Raw genomic sequence first — 11,373 nt, forward strand, 5'->3', positions numbered from 1 at the left:
TCAACTATGAAAGTGAAAACAATTTTGGTGTCACAACCAGAACCTAAAGTAGAGAACTCTCCTTACTTTGAGTTGCAACAAAAGCATAAAGTAAAAATTGATTTCAGGCCTTTTATTCATGTAGAAGGTGTCAGCGCAAAAGAAATTCGATTACAAAAAATCGATTTACACAATTACAATGCCATTATTTTAACCAGCCGTAATGCGGTAGATCATTTTTTCAGAGTAGCTGAAGAAATGCGTTACAAAGTTCCCGAAGATTTAAAATATTTTTGTCAATCAGAAGCTATTGCATTCTACCTTCAAAAATATGTGGTATATAGAAAACGTAAAATTTACGTTGGACCAAAAGATTTCGCCGATTTATCTCCGTTAATCAAAAAGTACAAAGACGAGAAATTCTTGCTTCCAGCTTCTGATCAATTAAATGCAGATATTCCTGTAACATTGAACGCACTGAAAGTAGATTGGACTCCGGCTACTTTTTACAAAACTGTAATGAGTGACTTATCTGATTTGGCCGATGTTTATTACGATGTTTTGGCTTTTTTCAGTCCAACTGGAATCAAATCATTATACAAAAACTTCCCTGATTTTGAGCAAAACAATACAAGAATTGCCGTTTTCGGAAGCACTACTCAAAAAGAAGCTTTAGATTGTGGGCTGCGCGTAGACATTATGGCACCAACTCCAGGAACACCTTCAATGACTATGGCCTTAGAAAAATACATCGCAGAGGTTAACAAAGGAAAATAATACATTCAACTTTCAAAATATAAAATCCAAATTCCAATTAGTAAACGGAATTTGGATTTTTTTATATCCTCAAATTTGATTTTAACTTCAAATCAAAACTAAAATCATTATTTTAGTTAAAAATTATAATATGAAAATCAATTCCCTTATAGTTGAAATTGACGGAATCGACAAAGAAATTTTGCGTTACCTCATGGAAGATGCCAGAAAACCCATTTTGCAAATTGCTAATAAAATTGGAATTTCGGGAGCGGCCATTCATCAACGACTGCGCAAACTCGAGCAATCTGGGGTAATTTCTGGATCAAAATTCACTGTAAACCATAAAGTTTTGGGATATAACACCATGGCCTTTGTTGGTGTCTATCTCGATAAAGCCGCCCGAAATCTAGAAGCTGTACGGGATTTAAAAAAAATTCCAGAAGTACTCGAATGTCATTACACTACCGGCAATTGGTCTATTTTGATTAAAATCATTTGTCGTGATAACGAACATTTAATGCAACTTTTGAATTCAAAAATCCAGACGATAGAAGGCGTTTCCAGAACCGAAACATTTATTTCGCTAGAGCAGCAAATAGAACGACAGATACAACTCTAAAAAATATCAACTTTAAAATTCCAAATTTCAAATTTCAAGTAAAATAAAAAATTCCAACCTCAGACTTCGAGATTGGAATTTGGATTTTATATTTATTGAATTTTTCTCTTCTACTCTCTTCTGCCTCCCATATAAATGGAAACGTAGTACAACAAAGTCGCAATAGATCCCAAAGCCGCTACTACATAAGTCCTAGCTGCCCATTTTAAGGAATCTTCGGCTCCATCATACTCGGCAAGATTGAGCATGTTTTTATTTTTCAACCAAGCCAAAGCGCGATTGCTAGCATCATATTCTACGGGTAAAGTAACAATAGAAAATAAAGTTGTTGCTGCAAAAATCACAATACCAATCAACAACAAGCTCGGAAAGGTTTTAATCATTAGAATTCCTGCTAACAAAATCCATTGCACAAATCCAGAAGCCACACTTACAATCGGCACCAATTTGGAGCGCATTTGTAACCATTCGTACCCTACAGCGTGTTGTACGGCATGACCACATTCATGCGCCGCCACAGCTGCCGCTGCCGCATTACGTTGATTGTATACCGCCTCACTCAAATTCACAGTTTTATCTACTGGATTATAATGGTCCGTTAATTGTCCTGGAGTCGAAATGACACGAACATCATAAATTCCATTATCTGCAAGCATTTTTTGAGCAATCTCCGCACCCGACATACCGTTTTGCAATTGCAATTTAGAATAGTGTGCAAATTTACTCTTCAATCTTGAACTTACTAACCAGCTGAAAAGCATAATGGCTCCAGCCAATATTAAATAACCACTTCCCATATTTTTGTTTTTTAGTTTATATTTTTTGTCTCAGTTGTTGACAACAATTTACGAACCAAATTTGAAAAATGCCATTTTGACACGAGTTAAATATTCTATAAAAAAAATCCAAATCCCAATCGTGAAATTGGAATTTGGATTTTTTAAAGTTAGAATTTAATAATTTACCCTACCAAGTTAATGATTTTTCCTGGCACAATAATCACTTTATTTGGCGTTCTGCCGTCTAATTGTTTTTGGGTTCTTTCGTCTTGCATTACGATTTCCTCGATTTGTTCTTTCGTTAAATCCAAAGGCAATTTGATGGTGAAACGCATTTTTCCATTGAAAGAAACTGGATATTCCTTCTCGCTTTCGACCAAATGTTGTGGGTCAAAAACTGGAAACGGAACTGTTGCAATAGACCCTTGGTGACCTAACAACGACCATAACTCCTCAGCGATATGAGGCGCATAAGGCGAAATCACAACCGCCAACGGCTCTAAAATAGCACGAGAATGACAGTTTTGTGATGACAATTCGTTGACACAAATCATAAATTGTGAAACCGAAGTATTGAAAGAGAATCCTTCAATGTCTTCTGCCACTTTTTTGATGGTTTTATGTAATGATTTCAAGTTGTCTTTGGTAGGTTCGTCGTTGTTTACAATCAAACCATTCTCATCAAAATACAAACGCCATAGTTTTTTCAAGAAACCAAAAACTCCCGAAATCCCTGCAGTATTCCAAGGCTTGGCTTGCTCCAATGGCCCTAAAAACATTTCATACAAACGCAACGTATCCGCTCCGTATTCTGCACAAATATCATCGGGAGTTACCACATTGTATTTCGATTTTGACATTTTTTCAACTTCACGACCTACTATGTATTTGCCGTTTTCATCTAATATGAATTCAGCGTCTTTATAATCTTCTCTAAACTGTTTAAACTTCTCAATATCCAATTCATCTGAAGCATTAACAAATGAAACATCAGTATGAATAGGTTGTACATTTTGTCCATTGATTTGATTTTTCGAAACAAAAACATTTTGCCCTTCTAATCGATACACAAACGCACTCGTTCCCAAAATCATCCCTTGATTAATCAGCTTCTTGAATGGTTCTTCGGTTGGAGCAAACCCCTTGTCTTTTAAAAATTTGTTCCAAAAACGAGAGTACAACAAGTGACCCGTTGCGTGTTCGCTTCCGCCAATGTATAAATCTACGCTTTCCCAGTATTTCAAAGCTTCGGCAGAAGCAAACTCGGTTTCGTTTTGCGCATCCATATAACGCATCCAATACCAAGAACTTCCTGCCCATCCTGGCATCGTATTCAATTCTAAAGGAAAAATGGTTTGGTTATCTATCAACTGAGTACTAACCACTGAACACTGAACACTATCCCAAGCCCAAACTGCTGCGTTCCCCAAAGGAGGCAATCCGTCTTCGGTTGGTAAATACTTCTCCACTTCAGGCAAAACGATTGGCAAATGTTGGGCATCAATCATTTGTGGCAATCCGTTCACATAATATACAGGAAAAGGCTCTCCCCAATAGCGTTGGCGCGAGAACACCGCATCACGCAAACGGTAATTGATTTTCCCTTTACCTTGACCTATTGCTTCAAGTTCGGCAATAACTTTCTGAGTCGCTTCTTTGTAACCTAAGCCGTTCAAGAAATCAGAATCGATTAATTGAAACCCTTCTTTGGCGCCATAAGCCGCTTCTGAAATGTCTTGGTCAAAAATATTTTTGATAGTTGGCATTCCGTTTTGACCTTTGAAGAAATTTGCAAAAGCATAATCTCTTTCGTCTCCACAAGGTACCGCCATTACGGCTCCAGTTCCGTAACCCGCCAACACATAATCGCCAATCCAAACTGGAATGGGTTCTTTGGTAAACGGATGTTCTGCATAAGCCCCCGTGAACACTCCCGAGATCGTTTTTACATCGGCCATACGCTCTCTTTCGGAACGTTTCGCTGTTTTTTCAATATAAGCTTCTACGGCTTCTTTTTGTTCAGCAGTTGTGATTTCAGCCACCAATTCGTGTTCTGGAGCCAAGGTCATAAACGTTACTCCAAAAATAGTATCAGGTCTGGTTGTAAATACGTCAATACTTGCTTCGTGATTTTGCACATTGAAAGTTACCATCGCTCCCACCGATTTTCCAATCCAGTTGCGTTGACTTTCTTTGATACTTTCGCTCCAGTCAATATCGTTTAATCCTTGCAACAAACGTTCTGCATACGCTGAAATTCGCATACTCCATTGTGTCATTTTCTTGCGAATCACAGGATAACCACCACGCTCCGAAACGCCATTTACAATTTCGTCATTCGCCAAAACTGTTCCCAATCCGGGACACCAGTTTACTTCGGTTTCTGCCAAATAGGTTAATCGGTATTGTAATACTATTTTTTGTTGCTCATCAGAAGAAAATGCGTTCCATTCCTTAGCTGAAAAAAGAGCAATGTTATCATCACAAACAGCATTTACGGTAGCATTTCCTTCTTTTTCGAATATAGCTATCAAAGTCGAAATATCTTCGGCTTTGTCGGTTTCGTTATTGTACCAAGAATTGAACAATTGGATAAAAATCCATTGCGTATGTTTGTAATAATCAGGATTGGATGTTCTCACTTCTCTGTCCCAATCAAATGAAAATCCAATTTTGTCTAACTGTTTTCGGTAACCTGCAATTGCATTTCCTTCTTTATCAACTCCTCCGTCTATATTTACACGTGTCGTATCTTCTGGACGTTGTCCTGTTTGAATGGCATATTGTTCAGCTGGTAATCCAAAACTATCATAGCCCATGGGATGCAAAACATTAAACCCTTGGTGTCTTTTGAAACGCGAATACACATCTGATGCGATGTACCCCAGAGGATGCCCAACGTGTAATCCCGCTCCAGAAGGATAAGGAAACATATCCAAAACATAATATTTTGGTTTATCAGAGTTGTTTTGCGCTGCAAAAGTCTTGTTGTCAGCCCAATATTGTTGCCATTTGGCTTCGATTTCGTTCGGATTGTATTTCATTTTTCGAGTTGCAAAGCTAAAAAGTAGCTGAGTTTCTAAGTTTTAATAATAAAATTTTAAAACGCAAATTTACATTTATTGTACTAAAGTTGAAAGTTTGGGCGTTATTAACTTCAAATAAAGAATTTGTTTGTTATTTTTACGCCATAATTAAAGTATGCTATGAGTTCTAACTTCGACAAATTTCAAAAACGCAGGTTAATTTCCTCTTATTTTTCGGTGGTATTGAGTGTTTTCTTGGTCCTTTTCCTGTTGGGTATTTTGGGGCTTTTCATCGTCAATTCTAAAAAATTAGCCGATGATTTTAGAGAAAATATTGCCATGACCGTTTTCTTCAAAAAGGAAGCTAACGACAGTACTTTTCAAGCTTTTGAAAAAGAATTAAAAGCCGCTAAATTTCCGAAACAATTTGTTTTTGTTTCCAAAGAAAAAGCCGCTAAAGAGCATACGGATATTATTGGGGAAGATTTCTTAACATTCTTAGGGGAAAACCCCCTTCAAAACTCTTATGACATCAACTTAAATGCTGAGTATGTAGAGCGTGATAGCATTAGTAGAATAGAAAGTCATTTGCGTAAAAACTCAAAGATAGCCGACATTGTTTACGACAAGCAATTGGTTAATCTAGTCAACGATAACATCAAAAAAGTTAGCATGTGGATTTTAATCATCAGTGGTTTCTTGACTATCATTGCCGTTTTATTAATTAACAGTTCGTTGCGTTTATCTATTCATTCTAATCGATTTATTATCAAAACGATGCAGATGGTGGGCGCAACCAAATCATTTATCCGAAAGCCTTTTGTGTATAGAAGCATCAAATTAGGAATGATTGGCGCTGGACTTGCCATTATTGCCTTATTTTCAGTACTAATGTATATTGAAACAAACTTTCCTAACTTAGGCATTTTAGAAGATCCCTTATCGATTGGACTGATATTACTAGGCGTTTTTGGCTTAGGAATTTTGATTACATGGTTGAGCACCTATTTTGCCACCCAGCGTTTCTTAAACTTAAGAACAGACGATTTGTATTAGTATTCAAAAACCACTACCCTTAAAAATATTTGATAATAGCATTAGTTGACATACAATGAAAAACAACGAAACAAAAAAAGAATTTCTTTTCGAAAAAACCAATTATCGTATTTTATTGATTGGAATTGCTGTCATTACAATTGGCTTTATTTTAATGTCAGGCGGAGGAAGTGATGATCCCGCAGTTTTTAGTGATGCCATTTTCGATTTCAGAAGAATTCGTTTGGCACCGACTACGGTACTCATAGGTTTTGGAATTACCATTTATGCAATTCTAAAAAAAGTTACACCTAAACAATAAAACAAGGAACTGACGATAATTTTAAAAAATAAATCTAAGGATTTATTTTTTTTTTGAACAAAACACCGTTTTAAAAAACAAAACCCATGAATACATTACAAGCGATTATCCTTGCCATAATTGAAGGTATAACCGAATTTTTACCTGTTTCATCAACGGGACACATGATTATTGCTTCGTCGTTTTTTGGAATTGCAGATCAAGATTTTACGAAATTATTCACCATAGTGATTCAATTAGGAGCTATTTTATCAGTAGTGATTTTATATTTTAATAGATTTTTTCAAACTTTAGATTTTTATTTCAAATTATTGGTTGCGTTTATCCCTGCCGTAGTTTTAGGATTGTTACTAAGTGATTTTATTGATGGTTTATTAGAAAATCCAGTAACTGTAGCCCTATCACTTCTAATTGGTGGTTTGATTTTACTAAAAGTAGACCAATGGTTTAACCACACCAGCACTGAAGAAGAAAAAGAAATCACCTATCAACAAGCTTTTAAAATTGGGCTGTTTCAATGTCTGGCCATGATTCCGGGAGTCTCCAGAAGTGGGGCAAGCATTGTGGGCGGAATGTCGCAAAAACTTTCCCGCACTTCTGCTGCTGAATTTTCATTTTTCTTGGCAGTTCCTACCATGCTTGGAGCTACTGCAAAAAAATGTTACGATTATTATAAAGCAGGATTAGTGCTGAGTGACGATCAAATCAATTATTTGATTATTGGCAATGTTGTCGCTTTTATAGTAGCTTTATTAGCCATCAAAAGCTTTATTGGTTTTTTGACTAAAAACGGTTTCAAAGTTTTTGGTTATTACCGAATATTAGCCGGGATTATCCTACTTGTTATTCATTTTTTCATTCATCCTCTGACTATCATCTAATGACTACCGAAGACTATTTAGAAGGACAAATTCTTTTAATCGACAAACCTTTACATTTTACTTCTTTTCAGGCGGTAAATAAGTTAAAATATTTATTGATTAACAAAGTAGGTTTGCCCAAAAAATTCAAGATTGGCCACGCCGGTACTCTAGACCCTCTTGCGTCAGGATTGTTGCTAATTTGCACTGGAAAATTTACCAAACGCATCTCCGAATTACAAGGGCAAGCCAAAGAATATACGGGTACTTTTCATATTGGAGCCACTACTCCATCCTACGATTTAGAAACGGAAGTAGACCAACACTTTCCTACCGCACACATCACTGAGATATTAATACACGAAACGGTGCCGCAATTTTTAGGCGAAATTGATCAAAAGCCCCCTATTTTTTCAGCAATCAAAAAAGAAGGTGTTCGCTTGTATGAACATGCTCGTGCGGGAGAAAGTGTTGAAATTGCTAGCAGAAAAACTACGATTCACGAATTTGAAATCACTAGAATTGCCCTTCCTGAAGTTGATTTTAGAGTCGTATGCAGCAAAGGGACTTACATTCGCTCTTTAGCTTTTGATTTCGGAAAAGCCTTAGCCTCTGGCGCACATTTAACCGCATTACGCCGTACCAAAATTGGTGATTACGATGTTTTAAACGCTATTACTCCTGCTATTTTTGAGGAACGATTAAGTACATAAAAAAAAACACATGACAATTTCTTTCTCAGAACTTGTGATGTGTTTTAGAAAACGAAAGTACTTTTACATCATACTTGCTTTTTTTTAACGGATGGGGCTACACCGTGGATTAATAATGAATTGTCGTTTTTCCACCAAAAAGGATTGAAGAAACGAAATCATAAAACTTTTCAAACAGCTTTTTCATAAGGATGTTTTTTAAATTGTGAGACACTATTTTTAAACACCAATAAAAAAGTAAATCAATTGAATAGACCTGGATAGCTTTGGCTAATTTACAATAATTATTTGAAAAATGTATATAAATTCAGCACAATTTTACTTTAATATTCTAAAATAAAGGCAATTACAATTAAATCACCACACTAGCAATGTCCTTGACCATTAGACTCATAATTTCATGTTGAGTAGTGACTCCTTTGTCGTGTAAATACCATAATTGCAAATCGGATTTCGCTTTTTCATCTACAACTCCATGCTCCTTTTTGTAATTTATGATCAATTCGGCGGCCTCTTTTGGTCGAGGTCCCCAAGTCCCAACCAATTCAGAAGTAGATTTTTCAATAACAATCAACTTAGGTATTGCTCTTGCATTATTGGTTAAAAAATGCTGCATCAAATCTTCGTTATCATCTCTAAAAACAACTCTCAAATCAATTTTATCGGTTTCCAACGCCATTTTGTTCATGATAGGTAGTAACTGAGCAGCATCGCCACACCAGCCTTCAGCCAAAACCAACCAAATGTATTCGTTTTGCAATCCCTGTAATTGTTCAGCAATGGCTGGATCAATTTTTATTGTTTTATCCAAACGATTCATTCTCGTTTCATTTAAAGAGCTATAATGAGTTAAATCCTCTGATTGTTCATTTCCAGAAGACTTCCCTTCTTTTAGTAAATCAGTCACTCTTTTTCTATAATTAATATAAGTATAGCTATGAAATAATGCTTGGGCTATTGATGTTTTCATTTTCTTTCTATTTTTATGCAAAATTAACCCTATCTTCTCAATAAACGTGTGATAAAAATCACCTACAAAAAACATCCCCTTTTTCATGACAAACAATTCAAAAAAAATAGGTCTAATATTATCCGGAGGTGGCTCCAAAGGAATTGCTCACGCCGGTGTTTTGCATTTTTTGAATGAAAAAAAAATCGTCCCTACACAAATAGCAGGAACAAGTGCAGGAGCTATCGTTGCGGCTTTGTATAGCAGCGGGAAAACCCCTTTGGAGATCTTAACCTTCTTTAAATCCATTTACTTTTTTCATTGGAAACATTTCACTTTTTCAAAAGCGGGATTAATAGATCCCAATGCCTTTAAATCCTATTTTTCAGCTCTTTTCAACGACACTTTGCTAGGCGAATTAAAAATCCCCATCGCTCTAACCGCCACCGATATGATACAGGGAAAACTTACCGTTTTTGGCCCCGAAACTAAAGTCATTGACGCTATTTTAGCTTCGAGTGCTTTTCCAGGCGTGATGTCACCTTATGAAATTGGAGGCAACTTGTATAGTGACGGTGGGATTTTAAATCATTTCCCAACCGAATTATTGAAAAATGAAAGCGATTTTATCATTGGTGTGTATGTGAGTCCGTTACAAAAAGTAATTGCTAAAGATCTTACAACGATAAAATCTGTCACTACCAGAGCTTATGAATTGCTAACAGCAAATTCAAGTTTAAGTAAATTCGAAGACTGTAATTGGCTAATCGAACCGGAAGAATTATCGGCTTATAGTACTTTCGAAACCAATAAAACCAAAATGGATGCCATTTTTAAAATTGGCTACGAAGCCGCTCAAAAAAGCTATGAAAAACTTAATGTAGATATTTAAGACACATTATTTCAGAAAAATTAGAATATCGCTATATTTGCACCAAACAATTCAACAAATAATGAAATACAAAAGAATCCTTCTCAAATTAAGTGGCGAAGCTTTAATGGGTGATTTGCACTACGGAATTGATCCTAAAAGATTAGCAGAATACGCTAGTGAAATCAAAAAAGTGCATGCGAAAGGCGTAGAAATTGCTATCGTGATTGGTGGAGGAAATATTTTTAGAGGAGTAGCAGGTGCTAGTTCAGGAATGGACCGCGTTCAAGGTGATTATATGGGAATGCTAGCCACTGTAATCAATGGAATGGCGTTGCAAGGAGCATTAGAAGATAACGGAATGAAAACCCGTTTGATGACTGCTTTAAAAATGGAATCTATCGCGGAACCGTATATTAAAAGAAGAGCCGATCGTCATTTAGAAAAAGGACGTATCGTGATTTTTGGAGCAGGAACAGGAAATCCCTATTTTACGACAGATACCGCAGCCGTTTTGCGTGGAATTGAAGTAAACGCTGATGTGATTTTGAAAGGAACACGCGTAGACGGAGTTTATGATTCCGATCCAGAAAAAAATGCAGGAGCCATCAAATTTGATTATATTTCATTTGACGATGTGCTAAGCAAAGGACTAAATGTAATGGACACTACCGCTTTTACATTAAGTCAAGAAAATAAATTGCCAATTGTAGTTTTCGACATGAACAAAGATGGTAATTTATTAAAAATCTGCGAAGGCGAAAACATAGGAACCGTAGTTAATATATAAGTTTATGGTTAAAGGTTTGTAATTCATAGTTGACTGCGAACCACCAACAACAAACAACAACATAAGATTATGACTGAAGAAATTGAATTTATATTAGATAGTACAGAAGAATCCATGGAGGGTTCTATTGCGCATTTAGAGAAATCATTTTTGAATATCCGCGCAGGCAAAGCGTCTCCTGCAATGCTAGGAAGTGTTTTTGTAGATTATTACGGGTCTGCCTCACCGCTTTCTCAAGTGTCGAAAATTAGTGTACCCGATGCGAGAACTATTACTTTGCAACCCTTTGAAAAAAGCATGTTGCACCCAATAGAAAAAGCAATCATGATCGCTAATTTAGGCTTCAACCCGATGAACAATGGAGACGTAATCATCATTAGCGTTCCGCCTTTGACAGAAGACCGTCGTAGAGAATTGGCTAAACAAGCCAAAGCCGAAGCCGAAGACGCCAAAATTGGAATTCGTAACGCTCGTAAAGACGCCAATACCGATATTAAAAAATTAGAAAAAGACGGTACCTCGGAAGACATTTGCAAAAGTGCCGAAGAGCAAGTACAAAACTTAACCAACACCTTCATCAAAAAAATCGATGAATTACTAGCGGTTAAGGAAGCCGAAATCATGAAAGTGTAACTTTCTACAACTAACATAAACGAAACCGTCTCCAAAAA

The 11,373-nt window shown here is 36.3% G+C and carries 12 protein-coding genes; 9 read left to right on the plus strand and 3 right to left on the minus strand.

Annotated features, from left to right (window positions below; translation table 11 throughout):
* Positions 1-6: 6 nt before the first annotated feature.
* Both ACSVH7_RS00605 and ACSVH7_RS00610 read left to right on the plus strand, forming a co-directional pair.
* Positions 7-756 carry a uroporphyrinogen-III synthase gene (locus tag ACSVH7_RS00605; RefSeq protein WP_438064762.1) on the plus strand — a complete coding sequence of 250 codons (750 nt, stop codon included), beginning with the start codon at positions 7-9 and terminating at the stop codon, positions 754-756.
* A gap of 130 nt (positions 757-886) precedes the next feature.
* Positions 887-1,357, plus strand: a complete 471-nt coding sequence (locus ACSVH7_RS00610) for an Lrp/AsnC family transcriptional regulator (RefSeq protein WP_078213239.1) — start codon at positions 887-889, stop codon at positions 1,355-1,357.
* Between the two features lie 110 nt (positions 1,358-1,467).
* On the opposite strand, the gene ACSVH7_RS00615 is transcribed toward ACSVH7_RS00610, so the two are convergent.
* Complete coding sequence (locus tag ACSVH7_RS00615; RefSeq protein ID WP_438064763.1) at positions 1,468-2,154, minus strand: zinc metallopeptidase; 687 nt, start codon at positions 2,152-2,154, stop codon at positions 1,468-1,470.
* A 164-nt stretch (positions 2,155-2,318) separates the two neighbouring features.
* A complete protein-coding gene (leuS, locus tag ACSVH7_RS00620; protein ID WP_438064764.1) occupies positions 2,319-5,180 on the minus strand; it encodes a leucine--tRNA ligase in 2,862 nt (953 codons plus the stop codon).
* A gap of 162 nt (positions 5,181-5,342) precedes the next feature.
* On the opposite strand from leuS, the gene ACSVH7_RS00625 reads away from it, so the two are divergent.
* The 4 genes from ACSVH7_RS00625 to truB all read left to right on the plus strand — a co-directional run bounded on the left by ACSVH7_RS00625 (position 5,343) and on the right by truB (position 8,092).
* Positions 5,343-6,218: a cell division protein FtsX gene (locus tag ACSVH7_RS00625; RefSeq protein ID WP_438064765.1), complete on the plus strand. Its 876-nt coding sequence runs from the start codon at positions 5,343-5,345 to the stop codon at positions 6,216-6,218.
* Positions 6,219-6,273: 55 nt separating this feature from the next.
* Positions 6,274-6,519, plus strand: a complete 246-nt coding sequence (locus ACSVH7_RS00630; protein ID WP_438064766.1) for a DUF3098 domain-containing protein — start codon at positions 6,274-6,276, stop codon at positions 6,517-6,519.
* Positions 6,520-6,605: 86 nt separating this feature from the next.
* Positions 6,606-7,400, plus strand: a complete 795-nt coding sequence (locus tag ACSVH7_RS00635; protein ID WP_438064767.1) for an undecaprenyl-diphosphate phosphatase — start codon at positions 6,606-6,608, stop codon at positions 7,398-7,400.
* Complete coding sequence (truB, locus tag ACSVH7_RS00640) at positions 7,400-8,092, plus strand: tRNA pseudouridine(55) synthase TruB (protein ID WP_438064768.1); 693 nt, start codon at positions 7,400-7,402, stop codon at positions 8,090-8,092. Before ACSVH7_RS00635 ends, truB begins: the two co-directional genes overlap by 1 nt.
* A gap of 352 nt (positions 8,093-8,444) precedes the next feature.
* Here truB and ACSVH7_RS00645 read toward each other — a convergent pair whose 3' ends face one another.
* Positions 8,445-9,062: a thioredoxin family protein gene (locus ACSVH7_RS00645; RefSeq protein ID WP_438064769.1), complete on the minus strand. Its 618-nt coding sequence runs from the start codon at positions 9,060-9,062 to the stop codon at positions 8,445-8,447.
* Between the two features lie 85 nt (positions 9,063-9,147).
* On the opposite strand from ACSVH7_RS00645, the gene ACSVH7_RS00650 reads away from it, so the two are divergent.
* The 3 genes from ACSVH7_RS00650 (at position 9,148) to frr (ending at position 11,335) form a co-directional block, all read left to right on the plus strand.
* On the plus strand, positions 9,148-9,933 hold the full coding sequence (locus ACSVH7_RS00650) for a patatin-like phospholipase family protein (protein WP_438064770.1): 786 nt from the start codon (positions 9,148-9,150) through the stop codon (positions 9,931-9,933).
* A gap of 61 nt (positions 9,934-9,994) precedes the next feature.
* Positions 9,995-10,702, plus strand: coding sequence for a UMP kinase (gene pyrH / locus ACSVH7_RS00655; RefSeq protein ID WP_438064771.1), 708 nt, complete (start codon positions 9,995-9,997; stop codon positions 10,700-10,702).
* A gap of 69 nt (positions 10,703-10,771) precedes the next feature.
* Positions 10,772-11,335, plus strand: coding sequence for a ribosome recycling factor (gene frr / locus ACSVH7_RS00660; protein WP_438064772.1), 564 nt, complete (start codon positions 10,772-10,774; stop codon positions 11,333-11,335).
* Positions 11,336-11,373: the final 38 nt, after the last annotated feature.

The sequence above is a fragment of the Flavobacterium sp. TSSA_36 genome (assembly GCF_051547165.1).
Classification (GTDB): Bacteria; Bacteroidota; Bacteroidia; order Flavobacteriales; family Flavobacteriaceae; genus Flavobacterium.

What these genes read in the sequence shown, in the direction of transcription:
- ACSVH7_RS00605 (WP_438064762.1), top strand. Translation starts at nt 7, where the DNA reads ATGAAAGTGAAAACAATTTTGGTGTCACAACCAGAACCTAAAGTAGAG.
- ACSVH7_RS00610 (WP_078213239.1), top strand. Translation starts at nt 887, where the DNA reads ATGAAAATCAATTCCCTTATAGTTGAAATTGACGGAATCGACAAAGAA.
- ACSVH7_RS00615 (WP_438064763.1), bottom strand. Translation starts at nt 2,154, where the DNA reads ATGGGAAGTGGTTATTTAATATTGGCTGGAGCCATTATGCTTTTCAGC.
- leuS (WP_438064764.1), bottom strand. Translation starts at nt 5,180, where the DNA reads ATGAAATACAATCCGAACGAAATCGAAGCCAAATGGCAACAATATTGG.
- ACSVH7_RS00625 (WP_438064765.1), top strand. Translation starts at nt 5,343, where the DNA reads ATGAGTTCTAACTTCGACAAATTTCAAAAACGCAGGTTAATTTCCTCT.
- ACSVH7_RS00630 (WP_438064766.1), top strand. Translation starts at nt 6,274, where the DNA reads ATGAAAAACAACGAAACAAAAAAAGAATTTCTTTTCGAAAAAACCAAT.
- ACSVH7_RS00635 (WP_438064767.1), top strand. Translation starts at nt 6,606, where the DNA reads ATGAATACATTACAAGCGATTATCCTTGCCATAATTGAAGGTATAACC.
- truB (WP_438064768.1), top strand. Translation starts at nt 7,400, where the DNA reads ATGACTACCGAAGACTATTTAGAAGGACAAATTCTTTTAATCGACAAA.
- ACSVH7_RS00645 (WP_438064769.1), bottom strand. Translation starts at nt 9,062, where the DNA reads ATGAAAACATCAATAGCCCAAGCATTATTTCATAGCTATACTTATATT.
- ACSVH7_RS00650 (WP_438064770.1), top strand. Translation starts at nt 9,148, where the DNA reads ATGACAAACAATTCAAAAAAAATAGGTCTAATATTATCCGGAGGTGGC.
- pyrH (WP_438064771.1), top strand. Translation starts at nt 9,995, where the DNA reads ATGAAATACAAAAGAATCCTTCTCAAATTAAGTGGCGAAGCTTTAATG.
- frr (WP_438064772.1), top strand. Translation starts at nt 10,772, where the DNA reads ATGACTGAAGAAATTGAATTTATATTAGATAGTACAGAAGAATCCATG.